Source organism: Streptomyces sp. NPDC048612, assembly GCF_043199295.1.
GTDB lineage: Bacteria > Actinomycetota > Actinomycetes > Streptomycetales > Streptomycetaceae > Streptomyces.
Map to the genome: position 1 here is coordinate 266198 of NZ_JBICVV010000007.1, position 17928 is coordinate 284125.

Below are 17928 nucleotides of genomic sequence, written 5' to 3' on the forward strand. Positions count from 1 at the left end.
GAACAGACGAAAAGTCCTGGTCAGACTCAGCTGACCAGGACATTTCGGGACCAAAGTCCCCGACTTTCCGCTTCTAGGCGAGCGCGGTGCGCACTTCGCCGGCGAAGCGGTCCGCCGCAGCTCGCAGCGCCGCGGCGTCCGGACCGTGCCGCAGCACCCCCCGGCTGACGCTCGGGACGACGTTGTGTACGGCGTTCCCGAAGACCTTCGGCAGGTCGGCGGGGGTGGCGCCCTGCGCGCCGATGCCGGGGGCGAGCAGCGGGCCGTTGATCGCCAGGTCGAACGAGGAGAGATCACCGAGGGTGGCGCCGACGACCGCGCCGAAGGAGCCCAGCGGCTCGGCACCGGCGTTTTCGGCCGCAAGATGGCCGAGCATCGTCGCCGCGAGGGTACGGCCGTCCTCGCGCACCGCCCGCTGGACCTCCGCGCCCTCCGGGTTGGAGGTGAGCGCGAGGACGAAGAGTCCGGCGCCGTTCTCGCGGGCCAGGTCGGCGGCGGGCCGCAGCGAGCCGTAGCCGAGGTACGGGGAGACCGTCAGCGCGTCCGAGAACAGCGGGGAGTCCGGGCGCAGGAAGGTCTCGGCGTAGGCGGTCATGGTGGAGCCGATGTCGCCGCGCTTGGCGTCCATCAGGACCAGGGCACCGCGCTCGCGCGCCTCGACGACGGCGGTCTCCAGGACGGCCAGGCCGCGCGAGCCGAAGCGCTCGAAGAACGCGGACTGCGGCTTGAAGACGGCGACCGTCTCGCCGAGGGCCTCCACCACGGTCCGGGTGAACCGCGCCAGGCCCGCGACATCGTCGTTCAGGCCCCAGTCGGCCAGCAGCGAGGCATGCGGGTCGATGCCGACGCAGAGCGGGCCGCGGGTGTCCATGGCCTGGCGGAGGCGGGCCCCGAAGGGGGTGGCCGACGGCTGGGCGGCGTCCCGGGTCATGCGGTCACCTTCTTGTGCTCGGCGCCGACGGCGTCGGCGAGGGTGGCGTAGGGGCTGTTGCGCAGCCGGGCGGCCAGCCCCTTGTGGATCGCGCGGCACCAGAACGGGCCCTGGTAAATGAAGGCGCTGTAGCCCTGTACGAGGGTGGCGCCGGCGAGGATGCGCTGCCAGGCGTCCTCGGCGTCCTCGATGCCGCCGACCCCGATGAGGGTGATCGTGTCGCCGACCCGGGCGTAGAGGCGGCGCAGCACCTCCAGGGAGCGCTGCTTGACGGGCGCGCCGGACAGGCCGCCGGTCTCGGCGACCAGCTCGGGGGCGGAGGTCAGCCCGAGGCCCTCGCGGGCGATGGTGGTGTTGGTGGCGATGATCCCGTCCAGGCCGAGTTCGACGGCGAGGTCGGCGACCGCGTCCACGTCCGCGTCGGCGAGGTCCGGGGCGATCTTGACCAGCAGCGGGACCCGGCGGTCGGTGACCGCGCGGTCGGCGGCCTCGCGGACCGCGGTCAGCAGCGGCCGCAGGTGGTCGACGGCCTGGAGGTTGCGCAGCCCCGGGGTGTTCGGGGAGGAGACGTTGACGACCAGGTAGTCGGCGTGCGGGGCGAGCCGCTCGGTGGAGGTGACGTAGTCGGCGGTGGCCTCGGCCTCCGGGACGACCTTGGTCTTGCCGATGTTGACGCCGACGGTGGTGGGGAAGACCGGGTTGCGGGCGGCGAGGCGGGCCGCGACGGAGGCGGAGCCGTCGTTGTTGAAGCCCATCCGGTTGATCAGCGCGCGGTCCGGGACGAGCCGGAAGAGGCGCTTCCTGGGGTTGCCCGGCTGCGGCTGGGCGGTGACCGTGCCGATCTCGACGTGGTCGAAGCCGAGCATGGTCATCCCGTCGATGGCGACGGCGTTCTTGTCGAAGCCGGCAGCCAGGCCGAAGGGGCCGTGCATCCGGCGGCCCAGGGCCTCGGTGCGCAGCTCCTTGTGGCGGGGCGCGAGCGCGGCCGCGAGGAAGGTGCGCAGCACGGGGACGCGCACGGCCAGCTGAATCCAGCGGAAGGCCAGGTGGTGGGCCTTCTCGGGGTCCATACGCCGGAAGATCAGTTGGAAGAAGAGGCGGTACATCGTCGGGTGGGGCCTTCCGCGCTGAGGAGGGGGCAGGGGGATCACGAAGAGGGGGACACCGTTGTGGTGTCCCCCTCCTGGCCGCTACTCCTGGCGGGCCGCGGTGAGATGTTCGGCGTGCTCCTGGAGGGAGCGCACGCCCACGTCCCCGCGGGACATGGCCTCGATGCCCTGGACGGCGGCGGCCAGCGCCTGGACCGTGGTCAGGCACGGGACGCCGCGGGCGACGGCGGCGGTACGGATGTCGTAGCCGTCCAGCCGGCCGCCGGTGCCGTAGGGGGTGTTGACGATCAGGTCGACCTGGCCGTCGTGGATCAGCTGGACGATGGTCTTCTCGCCGTCCGGGCCCTCGCCCTCGCTGTTCTTGCGCACCACGGTGGCGTTGATGCCGTTGCGGCGCAGCACCTCGGCGGTGCCGGAGGTGGCGAGCAGCTCGAAGCCGTGGGCGACCAGCTCGCGGGCCGGGAAGATCATCGAGCGCTTGTCCCGGTTGGCGACGGAGACGAACGCGCGGCCCTTGGTGGGCAGCGCCCCGTAGGCGCCGGACTGGGACTTGGCGTACGCGGTGCCGAAGACCGAGTCGATGCCCATGACCTCGCCGGTGGAGCGCATCTCCGGGCCGAGGACGGTGTCCACACCACGGCCCTGGATGTCGCGGAATCGCGACCAGGGCATCACGGCTTCCTTGACCGAGATCGGCGCGTCCAGCGGCAGGGTGCCGCCGTCGCCCGTCTTGGGCAGCATGCCCTCGGCGCGCAGCTCGGCGACGGTCGCGCCCAGGGAGATCCGGGCGGCGGCCTTGGCCAGCGGTACGGCGGTGGCCTTCGAGGTGAAGGGGACCGTACGGGAGGCGCGGGGGTTGGCCTCCAGGACGTAGAGAATGTCCCCGGCCATCGCGAACTGGATGTTGATCAGTCCGCGGACGCCGACGCCCTTGGCGATGGCCTCCGTCGAGGCCCGCAGCCGCTTGATGTCGAAGCCGCCCAGGGTGATCGGGGGCAGGGCGCAGGCGGAGTCGCCGGAGTGGATGCCGGCCTCCTCGATGTGCTCCATGACGCCGCCGAGGTAGAGCTCGTGGCCGTCGTACAGCGCGTCGACATCGATCTCGATGGCGTCGTCGAGGAACCGGTCGATGAGGACCGGGTGGCGGTCGATCAGGCCGGCGTGGCGGGTGAGGTACTCCCGCAGCGAGGGCTCGTCGTAGACGATCTCCATGCCGCGGCCGCCGAGCACGTAGGACGGGCGGACCATGACCGGGTAGCCGATCTCGGCGGCGATCTGCTGGGCCTCGGCGAAGGAGAACGCGGTGCCGTACTTGGGGGCCGGCAGTCCGGCCTCGGTCAGCACCCGGCCGAAGGCGCCGCGCTCCTCGGCGAGGTCGATCGCCTCGGGCGAGGTGCCGACGATCGGCACGCCGTTGTCCTTGAGCGCCTGCGCCAGGCCCAGCGGGGTCTGCCCGCCGAGCTGGACGACGACACCGGCGACCGGGCCGGCCTGGGTCTCGGCGTGCACGATCTCCAGCACGTCTTCCAGCGTCAGCGGCTCGAAGTACAGGCGGTCGGAGGTGTCGTAGTCCGTCGAGACGGTCTCCGGGTTGCAGTTGACCATCACGGTCTCGTAGCCGGCGTCGCTGAGCGCGAACGAGGCGTGGACGCAGGAGTAGTCGAACTCGATGCCCTGGCCGATGCGGTTGGGGCCGGAGCCGAGGATGATCACGGCCGGCTTCTCGCGGGGCGCGACCTCGTTCTCCTCGTCGTAGGAGGAGTAGAAGTACGGCGTCTTCGCGGCGAATTCGGCGGCGCAGGTGTCGACGGTCTTGTAGACCGGGCGGACGCCGAGGGAGTGCCGGACCTCGCGGACGACGTCCTCGCGCAGTCCGCGGATCTCGGCGATCTGGGCGTCGGAGAAGCCGTGGCGCTTGGCGTCGGCGAGGATCTCGGGGTCGAGCTTGTCGGCCGCGGCGATCTCGTCGGCGATCTCCTTGACGAGGAAGAGCTGGTCGACGAACCACGGGTCGATCTTCGTGGCGTCGAAGACCTCCTGCGGGGTGGCGCCGGCCCGGATCGCCGTCATGACGGTGTTGATCCGGCCGTCGGTCGGGACCTTGGCCTTCTCCAGCAGCGCGGCCTTGTCGCCCGGCGCGCCGACGAAGTCGAACTGGCTGCCCTTCTTCTCCAGGGAGCGCAGGGCCTTGTTGAGTGCCTCGGTGAAGTTCCGGCCGATGGCCATGGCCTCGCCGACCGACTTCATGGTCGTGGTGAGCGTGGCGTCGGCGGCCGGGAACTTCTCGAAGGCGAAGCGCGGCACCTTGACGACGACATAGTCGAGGGTCGGCTCGAAGGAGGCCGGGGTCTTCTCGGTGATGTCGTTGGGGATCTCGTCGAGGGTGTAGCCGACGGCGAGCCGGGCGGCGATCTTCGCGATCGGGAAGCCGGTGGCCTTGGAGGCCAGCGCGGAGGAGCGCGAGACGCGGGGGTTCATCTCGATGACGATGACCCGGCCGTCCTCGGGGTTGACCGCGAACTGGATGTTGCAGCCGCCGGTGTCCACGCCGACCTCGCGGATGACCGCGATGCCGACGTCCCGCAGGGTCTGGTACTCCCGGTCGGTGAGCGTCATCGCCGGCGCGACGGTGATCGAGTCGCCGGTGTGCACGCCCATCGGGTCGAAGTTCTCGATGGAGCAGACGACCACGACGTTGTCGTTCTTGTCGCGCATCAGCTCCAGCTCGTACTCCTTCCAGCCGAGGATGGACTCCTCCAGGAGCACCTCGGTGGTCGGCGAGAGCGTCAGGCCCTGGCCGGCGATCCGGCGCAGCTCCTCCTCGTCGTGGGCGAAGCCGGAGCCGGCGCCGCCCATGGTGAAGGAGGGGCGGACGACGACGGGGTAGCCGCCGAGCTCGTCCACGCCCGCCAGGACGTCGTCCATGGAGTGGCAGATGACCGAGCGGGCGGACTCGCCGTGGCCGATCTTCTTGTTGACCTCCGCCACGACCTCCTTGAACAGGTCGCGGTCCTCGCCCTTGTTGATCGCCTCGACGTTGGCGCCGATCAGCTCGACGCCGTACTTGTCGAGGGTGCCGGACTGGTGCAGCGAGATGGCCGTGTTCAGGGCCGTCTGGCCGCCCAGGGTGGGCAGGAGCGCGTCCGGGCGCTCCTTGGCGATGATCTTCTCGACGAAGTCCGGGGTGATCGGCTCGACGTAGGTGGCGTCGGCGATCTCCGGGTCGGTCATGATCGTCGCCGGGTTGGAGTTCACCAGGACGACGCGCAGGCCCTCGGACTTGAGGACCCGGCAGGCCTGGGTGCCGGAGTAGTCGAACTCGGCGGCCTGGCCGATGACGATCGGGCCGGAGCCGATGACCAGGACGGACTGGATATCGGTGCGCTTAGGCACGCTGGCCCTCCATCAGGGAAACGAAGCGGTCGAAGAGGTACGCGGCGTCGTGCGGACCCGCGGCGGCTTCGGGGTGGTACTGGACGCTGAAGGCCGGCTGGTCGAGGAGGTGCAGACCCTCCACCACGTCGTCGTTGAGGCAGACGTGGGAGACCTCGGCGCGGCCGAAGGGGGTGTCGGAGACCTTGTCGAGCGGGGCGTCGACGGCGAATCCGTGGTTGTGCGCGGTGACCTCGACCTTGCCGGTCGTACGGTCCTGCACCGGCTGGTTGATGCCGCGGTGCCCGTACTTGAGCTTGAAGGTGCCGAAGCCCAGCGCGCGGCCCAGGATCTGGTTGCCGAAGCAGATGCCGAACAGCGGCGTCTTCCGCTCCAGGACACCGCGCATGACGGAGACCGGGTGGTCGGCGGTGGCCGGGTCGCCCGGGCCGTTGGAGAAGAACACGCCGTCCGGGTTCACCGCGTAGACGTCCTCGACGGTGGCGGTGGCGGGCAGGACGTGCACCTCGATGCCGCGCTCGGCCATCCGGTGCGGGGTCATGCCCTTGATGCCCAGGTCGATCGCGGCGACGGTGAACTTCTTGGTGCCGATCGCCGGGACGACGTAGGTCTCCTTGGTGGCGACCTGGGTGGAGAGGTCGGCGCCCTGCATCTCGGGGGCCTGGCGCACCTTGGCCAGCATCGTGCCCTCGTCGGGCAGCGCGTCGCCGGAGAAGATGCCGACGCGCATCGCGCCGCGCTCGCGCAGGTGGCGGGTCAGCGCGCGGGTGTCGACGCCGCTGATGCCGACGACGCCCTGGGCGACCAGCTCGTCGTCCAGCGAGCGCACCGAGCGCCAGTTGGACGGGAGGCGGGCGGGGTCGCGGACGACATAGCCGGAGACCCAGATCCGTCCGGACTCGGGGTCCTCGTCGTTCACACCGGTGTTGCCGATGTGCGGCGCGGTCATGACGACGACCTGGCGGTGGTACGAGGGGTCGGTCAGCGTCTCCTGGTAGCCGGTCATGCCGGTGGAGAACACCGCTTCGCCGAAGGTCTCCCCCACGGCCCCGTAGGCGCGCCCGCGGAAGGCGCGGCCGTCCTCCAGGACGAGTACGGCGGGGATCTTGGCAGTCCCCCTGGTGGAGGTCGTCATCGTGCGCCTTCCGTTTCGGTGTGCTCGGTGGTGCTGCTGTGCTCGGTGGTGCTGTGTTCGGTGGTGCTCAGCTGGTTCAGGGCCTCGACCCAGGCCGGGTGCTCGCCCGCGCGGTCGGAGCGGAAACCGGAGTCGATCTCCTTGTCCCCGTGCCGCCAGGTGACGATCAGCAGGCCGCCCTCGGGCAGGACCTTGCCGGCGATGCCCTTGTCGAGGCGGGCGCCGCGCAGGGCGGCGGCCGGCACGAAGAAGTCCTCGGCGCCCGGCCGTACGACGTCCAGGCCCTGGTCGGTCAGGGTCAGTTCGGCGCGGCTGCGGGTGCCCAGACCGCGGGCCACGATCCGGTCGAGCCACTGCCCGGCGGTGGTGGACCCGTGGTAGCGGCCGCTGAGCCGCAGCCGGGGCTCTCCGAGGCCGTCCGGGGCGGCCGGCAGCTCGGGCAGATCGCCCTGGAGGGTGCCGCGCCATTTCCAGCCCTGGCGCATCAGCCAGTAGACGAAGACGACGAAGACCAGCAGGCCGACGACCCAGCCGATCCGCGCGGCCCAGTCGGTGACCGGCGCGGACTTCTGCGCTTCGGCCAGGTGGATGAGTGGAGGAGTCACGCCAGCTTCCCGTCGACGACCGTTGCCCGGCCCCGCAGGAAGGTGTGGGTGACGCGTCCCGGCAGCTCACGGCCCTCGTAGGGGGTGTTGCGGCTGCGGGAGGCGAAGCCCGCGGGGTCCACCTCTCCACGGTAAGCGGAATCGAGCAGCGTGAGGTTGGCGGGCTCACCAGCCGAGACGGGGCGGCCGTGGCCCTTGGCCTGCCCGATCCGCGCGGGCGCGTAGGACATCCGGTCCGCGACGGCCTCCCAGGTCAGCAGGCCGGTCTCGACCATCGTCTGCTGCACGACCGACAGCGCGGTCTCCAGGCCCACCATCCCCATGGCGGCCGCGGCCCACTCGCAGTCCTTGTCCTCGTGCGGGTGCGGGGCGTGGTCGGTGGCGACGATGTCGATCGTGCCGTCGGCGAGGGCCTCGCGCAGGGCCAGCACGTCGCGCTCGGTGCGCAGCGGCGGGTTGACCTTGTAGACGGGGTTGTAGCTGCGCACCATCTCGTCGGTGAGGAGCAGGTGGTGCGGCGTGACCTCGGCGGTGACGTCGATGCCGCGGGACTTGGCCCAGCGGACGATCTCGACGGAGCCGGCGGTCGACAGGTGGCAGATGTGCACCCGCGAGCCCACGTGCTCGGCGAGCAGGACATCCCGGGCGATGATCGATTCCTCGGCCACCGCCGGCCAGCCCCCGAGTCCCAGCTCCGCCGAGACGATGCCCTCGTTCATCTGGGCGCCCTCGGTGAGCCGCGGCTCCTGGGCGTGCTGCGCGACGACACCGCCGAAGGCCTTCACGTACTCCAGGGCCCGGCGCATGATCACGGCGTCGTGCACGCACTTGCCGTCGTCGGAGAAGACGGTGACCCCGGCGGCGGACTCGTGCATGGCGCCCAGCTCGGCGAGCTTGCTGCCCTCCAGGCCGACGGTGACGGCACCGATGGGCTGCACATCGCAGTAGCCGTGCTCCTGGCCGAGGCGGTAGACCTGCTCGACCACGCCGGCGGTGTCGGCGACGGGGAAGGTGTTGGCCATGGCGAACACCGCGGTGTAGCCACCGGAGGCGGCCGCCCGGGTACCGGTCAGCACGGTCTCGGAGTCCTCGCGGCCCGGCTCGCGCAGGTGGGTGTGCAGGTCGACGAGGCCCGGCAGAAGGATCTTGCCCTCGGCCTCGATGACGTCGGCGCCCTCGGCGGACAGCCCGGCACCGACGGCCTCGATGGTCTCGCCGTCGATCAGGACGTCCTGGGCCTCGCCGCCGAGCACCTTCGCACCACGGATAAGGATCTTGCTCATGGTCTTACTTCTCCTCGGTACGAAATCAAGAGGCGGGCGCGGAGCGCCTCGATGAAAGGGCGGTGGTGGGCGACGGGTGGGCGACAGCGGGCTCGTTGCCGCCGAGCAGCAGGTACAGGACGGCCATGCGGACCGAGACGCCGTTGGTCACCTGCTCGACGACCGTGCAGCGGTCGGAGTCGGCGACCTCGGCGGTGATCTCCATGCCGCGGACCATCGGGCCGGGGTGCATCACGAGGGCGTGCTCGGGCATCCGCGCCATCCGCTCGCCGTCCAGGCCGTAGCGGCGCGAGTACTCCCGCTCGGTCGGGAAGAAGGCGGCGTTCATCCGCTCGCGCTGCACCCGCAGCATCATCACGGCGTCGGTCTTCGGCAGGACGCGGTCGAGGTCGTAGGACACCTCGCACGGCCAGGTCTCGACGCCGACCGGCACCAGGGTGGGTGGGGCGACGAGGGTGACCTCGGCGCCGAGGGTGTGCAGGAGGTCGACGTTCGAGCGCGCGACGCGGCTGTGCAGCACGTCGCCGACGAGCGTGATCCGCCGCCCGCTCAGGTCCTGGCCGAGCCCAGCGTCCGGGCCGGTCAGCCGGCGCCGCATGGTGAAGGCGTCGAGCAGGGCCTGGGTGGGGTGCTGGTGGGTGCCGTCACCGGCGTTGATGACGGGAGCGTCGATCCAGCCGGAGTTGGCGAGCCGGTAGGGGGCTCCGGACGCGCCGTGCCGTATGACGACGGCGTCGACGCCCATCGCCTCCAGCGTCTGGGCGGTGTCCTTGAGGGACTCTCCCTTGGAGACGCTGGACCCCTTGGCGGCGAAGTTGATGACGTCCGCGGAGAGCCGCTTCTCGGCGGCCTCGAAGGAGATCCGGGTCCGGGTGGAGTCCTCGAAGAAGAGGTTGCAGACCGTGCGTCCGCGCAGGGTGGGGAGCTTCTTGATCGGCCGGTCGGCGACCCGGGCCATCTCCTCGGCGGTGTCGAGGATCAGGACGGCGTCGTCGCGCGTGAGGTCGGCGGCCGAGATGAGGTGACGCTTCATCCGGTTTTCTCCGTGGGTGAAGGAGGTGTACGGGATTGTCCGTTGAGCGGGCATGCCTGCGGGCCCGGGGTCACCGGGTCCGTGCGCGATGCGCTAGCGCTCGCCGGCCGGGGCGGGGTGCTTCACGCCGAGCAGCACGGCGTCCCGGCCGTCCTCCTCGGTGAGCTGGACCTTGACCGTCTCCCGCAGCGACGTGGGGAGGTTCTTGCCTACATAGTCCGCGCGGATCGGCAGCTCGCGGTGGCCCCGGTCGACCAGGACCGCCAGCTGTACGGCGCGCGGCCGGCCGATGTCGCCCAGGGCGTCCAGCGCGGCGCGGATGGTGCGTCCGGAGAAGAGGACGTCGTCGACGAGGAGGACGACCCGGCCCTCGACGCCGTCGGCGGGGATGTCCGTGCGGGCGAGCGTGCGGGCCGGGCCCAGGCGCAGGTCGTCGCGGTACATCGTGATGTCGAGCGAGCCGACCGGGACCGTACGGCCGGTGATCTCTTCGAGCTTGGCGGCCAGCCGCCGGGCGAGGAAGACGCCGCGGGTGGGGATTCCCAGGAGCACCACATCGTCCGCGCCCTTGGCGCGTTCGACGATCTCGTGGGCGATACGGGTGAGCATCCGCGCGATGTCCGGGCCTTCGAGCACCGGCCGCACGGGGAGCTGAGCGCTCGCGTCGGAACTGTTTGCGTCCATATGAAACGGACCTCCTTCTCCGCCTCACGGGACGGACCTTAAAGGACGTCGGAATAACGCGGCCCAGGCTACCAGGGGCCTTCCCACGCCCCGTCCGCACCCCTGACGGGTGAGGGTCTGCCCCGTTCCGCTTGACGAAGTCAGATTACGCTGCGTAACCTCACAGTGAGTTACCAGCCCGCGGCGGAGCCGCATGTCGATACAGCCGTCTGGGGAGTTTTATGTCCAGCGAATACGCCAAACAGCTCGGGGCCAAGCTCCGCGCCATCCGCACCCAGCAGGGCCTTTCTCTCCACGGCGTCGAGGAGAAGTCCCAGGGCCGCTGGAAGGCCGTGGTGGTCGGTTCGTACGAGCGCGGCGACCGCGCCGTGACCGTGCAGCGCCTCGCCGAGCTGGCGGACTTCTACGGCGTTCCGGTGCAGGAGCTGCTGCCGGGCACGACACCGGGCGGAGCGGCCGAGCCGCCGCCGAAGCTGGTGCTCGACCTGGAGCGCCTCGCCCATGTCCCGCAGGAGAAGGCCGGCCCGCTGCAGCGCTACGCCGCCACCATCCAGAGCCAGCGCGGTGACTACAACGGCAAGGTGCTCTCGATCCGCCAGGACGACCTGCGCACCCTCGCGGTCATCTACGACCAGTCGCCCTCGGTGCTGACCGAGCAGCTGATCAGCTGGGGCGTGCTCGACGCCGACGCACGCCGCGCCGTGTCGCACGAGGAGCTCTGACCCCCTCGCACCTGCAGAAACGTGCCGCCGCTCCGGGTTTCCGGGGCGGCGGTTCTGCGTTCCGGGGACCGTTCCACGGCGCTCCGCCACACTGCCGTTCCTCCCGGGACACCCCGCGAAGGCCGCTGACGGCGTTCTGCGGGCATGCGAAGGGCCCGGAGCCTTGCCCTTCGCTCCGGGCCCGTTCACACGCTCTGCCGACCGCCTACTGCGCCTCGCGCCGCAGGCTCGGCTTCAGCTCCTTCAGCCGGCCGAGGAGGCCGTTGACGAAGGCCGGGGAGTCGTCCGTGGAGAACTCCTTGGCGAGCTGCACCGCTTCGTCGATCGCCACCGCGTCCGGGGTGTCGTCCACCCAGAGCAGCTCGTAGGCGCCCAGACGCAGGATGCTGCGGTCGGCCGCCGGCATCCGGTCCAGGTCCCAGTCGACCGCGTAGGTGGAGATCAGCTCATCGATGCGGGCGACCTGCTCCGCGTATCCCTCGACCAGCTCCAGGGTGTACTCGTTCACCGGCGGCTGCCGTGGATCGGTCCGGGCGTGCCGCATCCAGTCCGCGAGCACGGACTGCACATCGGCACCGCGCTGGTCGGCCTCGAAGAGTATCTGGAAGGCGCGTTTACGGGCCTTGGTGCGGGCGGCCACGGTTAGCTGTTCACCCGGCCGAGGTAGTCGCCGGTGCGGGTGTCGACCTTGATCTTCTCACCGGTGGTGATGAAGAGCGGCACCTGGATGGAGTAGCCGGTCTCCAGCTCGGCCGGCTTGGAGCCGCCGGTGGAGCGGTCACCCTGCACACCGGGCTCGGTGTGCTTGATGTTCAGCTCGACCGCGGCGGGGAGCTCGACGTAGAGCACCTCGCCCTCGTGCTGCGCCACGACCGCCTCGAAGCCCTCGATCAGGTAGTTCGCGGCGTCGCCGACGGCCTTGCGGTCGACGTGCAGCTGGTCGTAGGTGTCCATGTCCATGAAGACGAAGTAGTCGCCGTCCATGTACGAGAACTGCATTCCGCGCTTGTCGACGGTGGCCGTCTCGACCTTCACACCGGCGTTGAAGGTCTTGTCCACCACCTTGCCGGACAGCACGTTCTTGAGCTTCGTGCGGACGAAGGCGGGGCCCTTGCCGGGCTTGACGTGCTGGAACTCGACGACGGACCAGAGCTGGCCGCCGTCGAGCTTGAGCACCATGCCGTTCTTGAGGTCGTTCGTGGATGCCACGGTTGCGGAATCTCCTGGACTGCAGGTGGTGGGACCCGGAGCGGCACACGCCGAAACCCTACGGCTCAGAGTGCGAGCAGCTCCTTGGTCGTGATCGTGAGTAGCTCGGGCCCGCCGTCCGCCTCTGGACGGACGACGAGTGTGTCGTCGATCCGGACACCCCCACGGCCCGGGATGTGAACCCCCGGCTCGACGGTGACCGGCACGCAAGCGTCCAGTTTACCCATGGCGGCAGGGGACAACTGAGGGTCCTCGTCGATTTCGAGTCCCACACCGTGCCCGGTCCACGCTCCGAGCCGCTCGCCGTACCCCGCGGCATCCAGGACATGGCGGGTCACCCGGTCCACCTCGCGGCACTCCACACCCGGTGCCAGCGCCTCCCGCCCGGCCCGCTGGGCTGCGAAAACGAGGTCGTACAGCTCGATCTGCCAGTCCGAGGGCGTGGTGCCGATGACGAAGGTCCGGCCGATCTCGCAGCGGTAGCCGCGGTAGTTGGCGCCCAGCCCGACACTGAGGAAGTCGCCCTCCTCGACCCGCCGGTCGGTGGGCAGATGCCCGGGGCGGCCGGCGTGCGGGCCGGTGGCCACGGAGGTGGGGAACGCCGGGCCGTCCGCACCGTGGTCGACCAGCCGGCGCTCCAGCTCCAGCGCGAGATGCCGCTCGGTGCGGCCGACCAGGATCGATTCCAGGAGTTCCCCCAGGGCCTGGTCGGCGATCTCCGCGGCGATCCGCAGGCAGGCGATCTCGTCGTCGTCCTTGACCAGCCGCTGCGCCTCGACCGCGCAGGCCAGGTCCGTCAGCCGCAGCCGGGGCGCGACCTGGGAGAGCGCCCGGTGCCGGGTGACGGTGAGGTGGTGCTCCTCGACGGCCAGCAGGGCCGCTCCGGCCTTCGCGGCCAGGTCGGCGCCGGCCACGACCGGGTCGCCACCGCGGGTCGGCAGCACCGTGACCCGTACGTCCTCGGCCGGGCGCCCCTCGGAGGGATCGCCGCTCAGCGGCCTGCCGCACAGCAGCATGTCGTCGGCCGGCCCCAGCAGCAGCGCGGCGCCGGGCGGTGCGCAACCGGTGAGGTAGCGGACGTTCGCGGGGCGCGAGATCAGTGCGGCGGTACTTCCGGCCCCGGCTGCGCGGGCGCGCAGCCGCGTGCGTCGGGCCGCGTACAACTCGGACATATCACGAGCGTACGGCGACTCCCCCGAGGCGGCCGGTCGAGCGGGGCCGCCCGGGGGAGGGCCGCCCCGGGGAGGCCGCCGCCCCCGGGAGGCCGCCGCCCCGTCTACCAGCTGGGCGGGCTGGCGATGCTCCGGGCGACGACGTCGTCCAGTACCCGCACGGTCGTGGCGACGTCGTGCTGGGAGTTGTCGATGATCGGCAGGCCGGAGCCGTACCAGCCGGCCATCCGCCCGTGAATCCTGGCCACCTCCTCGTCGGAGAGCCGGCGGTTGCCGCTGCGCCGGGCGTTGCGCTCCAGCACGATCTCCAGTCCGGGCAGCAGCACGATCGGCAGCAGCCCGGGGCCGACATGGCGCTTCCAGCCGCCGAGGCCGATGACCGGGCGGTCGGGGAAGACCGCGTCGTCGAGGATGCAGGAGATGCCGTTGGCGAGGAAGTTACGGGCCGCGAAGCCGCAGGTGCGGCGGGCGAGGCGGTACTGCGCCTCCGAGTGGTCGTTCCAGCCGGACTGGGGATCGGCGAAGCCGGCCCGGACCCATTCGCGGACGTCGTCGAGGCTGATGTGCGCGGTCGGCACCCGCCGGGTGTCCGCCCAGTGGCGCGCCACGCTGGTCTTGCCGGCCCCGGCCGGGCCGATGAGCAGCACCGCGACGGCCGCGTGCGTGGCGTCCGGCGCGGCGTCGGTGGGCGGGCTGGGCAGCGGCACCGGGGCGCCCGGGGGCAGCGGCACATGGCCGGTGACGTCGCCGCTGTGCGGGGTGGGCGGGGCCTGCTGGGGCGCGGGCCCGTGCCAGCCCTGGCCGGCGGCGGGGGCCGGCTGCTGCGCGGGCGGGGCCGGGGGCGAGGCGGGCGGAGTGTGCCCTCCCGGGGCGGGTCCTCCCGGGGCGGGCGTCCAGTGCATGGCGGCCCCGGGTCCTGATGCCTGCCCGTGGGGCGGCGGCAGCGGAGCCCCCACTGCGTAGTGCATCCGGTGGCTCTCCGTCTCGTGCGGTCGACGTGGTGCGGTGCTCCCCGGCTCCCGCCGGATGGTACGGCGGGCGCCGGGCCAGGCCGCCCGGCGCCCCCTGCGGGTAACCCACCGGCCCGGAGGGGCCGTTGTGCCCCGCGGCCGTCGGCGGGTGGGTGCTGCTGCGAACGGTACCCTCCCGGGCCCGCCCGGAGGATCTCCTGCCCCGGCGTCCGCCGCGGGAACACCGAGGCGCCGTGATGGTACGTCAGTCGCGCAGTTCCTCGGCCAGCGCGCGGAGCGCCAGACGGTACGAGCCGATGCCGAAGCCGGCGACCGTACCGCTGGCGATGGCCGCGATGACCGAATTGTGGCGGAACTCCTCGCGGGCGTACGGGTTGGAGATGTGCACCTCGATCAGCGGGGCGGTGCGCTGGGCGGCCGCGTCCCGCATGCCGTACGAATAGTGCGTGAAGGCACCGGGGTTGATGATGACCGGGAGCGAGGCGTCGGCGGCCTCGTGCAGCCAGCGGATCATCTCCCCCTCGTCGTTGGTCTCCCGGACCTCGGTCTCGAACCCCAGCTCCTTGCCGAGTCTGCCGCACTCCTCGACCAGCCCGGCGTAGGAGGTGGCGCCGTAGACGTCGGGCTCACGGGAGCCCAGCCGGCCGAGGTTGGGGCCGTTGAGGACGAGCACCCGCCGGGCCTTGCCGCTCACGCCGCGATCTCCGCGTGTGCGGCGAGCAGCATGGCCGGGTCCGGGCCCTCCAGGACGGTCGGCTTGGCGAGGCCGTCCAGGACGATGAAGCGCAGCCGGTCACCGCGGGACTTCTTGTCGACCTTCATGGTCTCCAGCAGCTTGGGCCACTGGTCGCCCCGGTAGGTCAGCGGCAGCCCGACGGACTCCAGGACGGAGCGGTGCCGGTCGGCGGTGGCGTCGTCCAGCCGGCCGGCGATCCGGCCGAGTTCGGCGGCGAAGACCATGCCGACGGAGACGGCCGCGCCGTGCCGCCAGTTGTAGCGCTCGTTCTTCTCGATGGCGTGCGCCAGGGTGTGGCCGTAGTTGAGGATCTCCCGCAGACCGGACTCCTTCAGGTCCGCGGAGACCACCTCGGCCTTGACCCGGATCGCCCGCTCGATCAGCTCGGCGGTGTGCGCGCCGTCCGGGCGCTTGGCGGCCTCGGGGTCGGACTCGATCAGGTCGAGGATCGCCGGGTCGGCGATGAAGCCGGCCTTGATCACCTCGGCCAGACCGGAGACGTAGTCGTTGACCGGCAGCGAGTCCAGCGCGGCCAGGTCGCAGAGCACCCCGGCCGGCGGGTGGAAGGCGCCGACGAGGTTCTTGCCCTCGGCGGTGTTGATGCCGGTCTTGCCGCCGACGGCCGCGTCCACCATGCCGAGCACGGTGGTCGGCACCGCGATCCAGCGCACCCCGCGCAGCCAGGTCGCGGCGACGAAACCCGCCAGGTCGGTGGTGGCGCCGCCGCCGACGCCCACGATCACGTCGCTGCGGGTGAAGCCGGACTGGCCGAGCGCCTTCCAGCAGTACGCCGCGACCTCGGCGGTCTTGGACTCCTCGGCGTTCGGCAGCTGGATGGCGATGGCCTCGTAGCCCTGGGAGGCCAGATCCTCGCGCAGCGCCTCGCCGGTGGCGGCCAGCGCCTCCGGGTGCAGCACCGCGACGCGCTTGACCCCCGCGCCGATCAGGCCGGGAAGCTCACCGAGCAGCTGCCGCCCGACGAGCACCTCGTACGGGTCGGTGCCCGCCGTGCCGCCGACCTGGATGCGGGTGGCCTGCTCCGTCATGCCTGTTCCTCCCTGTGGGCGGCCCGCGGGGTGTCTCCCGCGGCCTCGCGTAGCTCCAGCGCGTCCAGGATCGCCTCGACGATCTGCCCGGGGGTCCGCTCCCCGGTGGCGATCACGGCGCGCGCGGCCTCGGTGTACAGCGGACGGCGGCGCTCCATCAGCTCACGCCACTGCTTGCGCGGATTGACGGCCAGCAGCGGGCGGGGCGCGTCGAGGCCCACCCGCTTGACGGCGTCCGCCAGCTCCACGTCCAGGAAGACCACCGGCAGTCCGGTCAGCAGCGCGCGGGTGCCTTCGTCGAGGATCGCGCCGCCGCCGAGCGCGAGCACGCCGGGGTGGCCCTCGACCGCGGCGCGCACGGCGGCCCGTTCCAGGTCGCGGAAGTGCGCCTCGCCCTGGTCGATGAAGATCTCGGCGATCGGCCGGCCGGCCGTGGCGACGACATCGGCGTCGGTGTCCCGGTAGCCGACGCCCAGCCGCTCGGCCAGCAGAGCACCCACCGTCGACTTGCCGGCCCCGGGCGGGCCGATCAGCACGACGGCCGGCGACGTCATCGGATCGCCAGGTTGTCGAGGAAAGTCTGCACGTTGCGGCGGGTCTCCGGCACGCTGTCGCCGCCGAACTTCTCCACCACCGCGTCCGCCAGCACCAGGGCCACCATCGCCTCGGCGACGATACCGGCGGCCGGCACCGCGCAGACGTCCGAGCGCTGGTGGTGCGCCTTGGCCGCCTCGCCCGTGCTCACGTCGACGGTGGCCAGCGCCTTCGGCACCGTCGCGATCGGCTTCATCGCGGCCCGCACCCGCAGCAGTTCGCCGGTGGTCAGCCCGCCCTCGGTGCCGCCGGAGCGGCCGGAGCTGCGCTTGATCCCGTCGTCGGTCGAGAGGATCTCGTCATGGGCCTTCGAGCCGGGCACCCGCGCCAGGTCGAAGCCGTCGCCGACCTCGACGCCCTTGATCGCCTGGATGCCCATCAGGGCGGCGGCCAGCCGGGCGTCCAGTCGCCGGTCCCAGTGGACGTGCGAGCCCAGGCCCACCGGCACGCCGTAGGCCAGCACCTCGACGACACCGCCGAGGGTGTCGCCGTCCTTGTGGGCCTGGTCGATCTCGGCGACCATCGCCTTGCTCGCGTCCGCGTCCAGGCAGCGCACCGGGTCGGCGTCCAGCTTCGCCACGTCGGAGGGCTGCGGGTAGACCCCGTACGGGGCCTTGGCCGCGGCCAGCTCGACGACGTGCGAGACGATCTCGATGCCGGCCGTCTCCTTGAGGAAGGAGCGGGCGACCGCGCCGAGCGCGACCCGGGCGGCGGTCTCACGGGCCGAGGCGCGCTCCAGGATCGGGCGGGCCTCGTCGAAGCCGTACTTCTGCATGCCGGCGAGGTCGGCGTGCCCGGGGCGGGGGCGGGTCAGCGGCGCGTTACGGGCCAGCGCGGCCAGCTCCTCCGGGTCCACCGGGTCGGCCGCCATCACCTGCTCCCACTTGGGCCACTCGGTGTTGCCGACCATGACCGCCACCGGCGAGCCCAGCGACAGGCCGTGCCGCACCCCGCCCAGGAAGGTGACCTGGTCCTGCTCGAACTTCATCCGGGCACCGCGGCCGTAGCCGAGCCGCCGCCGCGCCAGCGCGTCCGCCACCAACTCCGTGGTGATGGGCACGCCGGCCGGAAGGCCCTCCAGCGTCGCCACGAGTGCGGGGCCGTGCGACTCCCCCGCCGTCAGCCAGCGCAACCTGCTCAACGGTGCTCCTCATGTACTGCTCATCCGCGTACGGTCTCTCCCTGATCCTCCCACGTCGCGGCTGCGGCATCGTCGCAGGTCCAGTACACGGACAGGGAATTGTTGTCCGTGGAATGACGACGAAGAAATGGAATTGCGGCCCGACGGGATAACCGTCGGGCCGC

At 71.7% G+C, this 17928-nt stretch carries 17 protein-coding genes; 1 reads left to right on the plus strand and 16 read right to left on the minus strand.

What is annotated here, in order from left to right; all coding sequences use genetic code 11:
- Window positions 1-73: 73 nt before the first annotated feature.
- The 8 genes from pyrF to pyrR form a co-directional block, all read right to left on the minus strand.
- Window positions 74-931 carry an orotidine-5'-phosphate decarboxylase gene (gene pyrF / locus ACGFN2_RS14205; protein ID WP_393360170.1) on the minus strand — a complete coding sequence of 286 codons (858 nt, stop codon included), beginning with the start codon at window positions 929-931 and terminating at the stop codon, window positions 74-76.
- The gene (locus tag ACGFN2_RS14210; protein WP_393360172.1) at window positions 928-2037 is read right to left on the minus strand and encodes a quinone-dependent dihydroorotate dehydrogenase; all 1110 of its coding nucleotides are present in this window, start codon (window positions 2035-2037) and stop codon (window positions 928-930) included. Before ACGFN2_RS14210 ends, pyrF begins: the two co-directional genes overlap by 4 nt.
- Before the next feature lie 84 nt (window positions 2038-2121).
- Window positions 2122-5433: a carbamoyl-phosphate synthase large subunit gene (gene carB, locus ACGFN2_RS14215; RefSeq protein WP_393360174.1), complete on the minus strand. Its 3312-nt coding sequence runs from the start codon at window positions 5431-5433 to the stop codon at window positions 2122-2124.
- Complete coding sequence (carA, locus tag ACGFN2_RS14220) at window positions 5426-6568, minus strand: glutamine-hydrolyzing carbamoyl-phosphate synthase small subunit (protein WP_393360176.1); 1143 nt, start codon at window positions 6566-6568, stop codon at window positions 5426-5428. The genes carB and carA overlap by 8 nt, the downstream gene beginning before the upstream one ends.
- Window positions 6565-7173 (minus strand): hypothetical protein, encoded by a 609-nt coding sequence (locus ACGFN2_RS14225; RefSeq protein ID WP_362602335.1) that lies wholly within the window; start codon window positions 7171-7173, stop codon window positions 6565-6567. The genes carA and ACGFN2_RS14225 overlap by 4 nt, the downstream gene beginning before the upstream one ends.
- Window positions 7170-8456, minus strand: coding sequence for a dihydroorotase (locus ACGFN2_RS14230; RefSeq protein ID WP_362602332.1), 1287 nt, complete (start codon window positions 8454-8456; stop codon window positions 7170-7172). Before ACGFN2_RS14230 ends, ACGFN2_RS14225 begins: the two co-directional genes overlap by 4 nt.
- Before the next feature lie 25 nt (window positions 8457-8481).
- Complete coding sequence (locus tag ACGFN2_RS14235) at window positions 8482-9489, minus strand: aspartate carbamoyltransferase catalytic subunit (RefSeq protein ID WP_362602328.1); 1008 nt, start codon at window positions 9487-9489, stop codon at window positions 8482-8484.
- A gap of 93 nt (window positions 9490-9582) precedes the next feature.
- Complete coding sequence (gene pyrR / locus ACGFN2_RS14240) at window positions 9583-10173, minus strand: bifunctional pyr operon transcriptional regulator/uracil phosphoribosyltransferase PyrR (protein ID WP_362602325.1); 591 nt, start codon at window positions 10171-10173, stop codon at window positions 9583-9585.
- A gap of 221 nt (window positions 10174-10394) precedes the next feature.
- Between pyrR and bldD the strand changes: the two genes are divergently transcribed.
- Entirely contained in the window at window positions 10395-10895 is a 501-nt protein-coding gene (gene bldD, locus ACGFN2_RS14245; RefSeq protein WP_018087605.1) for a transcriptional regulator BldD, read from the plus strand.
- Window positions 10896-11100: 205 nt separating this feature from the next.
- On the opposite strand, the gene nusB is transcribed toward bldD, so the two are convergent.
- From nusB to aroC, 8 genes are all read right to left on the minus strand, one after another.
- Window positions 11101-11535, minus strand: coding sequence for a transcription antitermination factor NusB (gene nusB / locus ACGFN2_RS14250; protein ID WP_362602322.1), 435 nt, complete (start codon window positions 11533-11535; stop codon window positions 11101-11103).
- 2 nt (window positions 11536-11537) lie between these two features.
- The gene (gene efp / locus ACGFN2_RS14255) at window positions 11538-12104 is read right to left on the minus strand and encodes an elongation factor P (RefSeq protein ID WP_362602321.1); all 567 of its coding nucleotides are present in this window, start codon (window positions 12102-12104) and stop codon (window positions 11538-11540) included.
- A gap of 65 nt (window positions 12105-12169) precedes the next feature.
- The gene (locus ACGFN2_RS14260; protein ID WP_362602319.1) at window positions 12170-13276 is read right to left on the minus strand and encodes an aminopeptidase P family protein; all 1107 of its coding nucleotides are present in this window, start codon (window positions 13274-13276) and stop codon (window positions 12170-12172) included.
- Window positions 13277-13380: 104 nt separating this feature from the next.
- The gene (locus ACGFN2_RS14265; RefSeq protein WP_393360180.1) at window positions 13381-14244 is read right to left on the minus strand and encodes a Pro-rich N-terminal domain-containing protein; all 864 of its coding nucleotides are present in this window, start codon (window positions 14242-14244) and stop codon (window positions 13381-13383) included.
- 247 nt (window positions 14245-14491) lie between these two features.
- The gene (gene aroQ / locus ACGFN2_RS14270) at window positions 14492-14941 is read right to left on the minus strand and encodes a type II 3-dehydroquinate dehydratase (protein ID WP_362602313.1); all 450 of its coding nucleotides are present in this window, start codon (window positions 14939-14941) and stop codon (window positions 14492-14494) included.
- On the minus strand, window positions 14938-16029 hold the full coding sequence (gene aroB, locus ACGFN2_RS14275) for a 3-dehydroquinate synthase (protein WP_362602310.1): 1092 nt from the start codon (window positions 16027-16029) through the stop codon (window positions 14938-14940). Before aroB ends, aroQ begins: the two co-directional genes overlap by 4 nt.
- Window positions 16026-16583, minus strand: coding sequence for a shikimate kinase (locus ACGFN2_RS14280; protein ID WP_362602307.1), 558 nt, complete (start codon window positions 16581-16583; stop codon window positions 16026-16028). Before ACGFN2_RS14280 ends, aroB begins: the two co-directional genes overlap by 4 nt.
- Window positions 16580-17764 (minus strand): chorismate synthase, encoded by a 1185-nt coding sequence (aroC, locus tag ACGFN2_RS14285; protein ID WP_362602304.1) that lies wholly within the window; start codon window positions 17762-17764, stop codon window positions 16580-16582. The genes ACGFN2_RS14280 and aroC overlap by 4 nt, the downstream gene beginning before the upstream one ends.
- Between the last annotated feature and the right edge of the window lie 164 nt (window positions 17765-17928).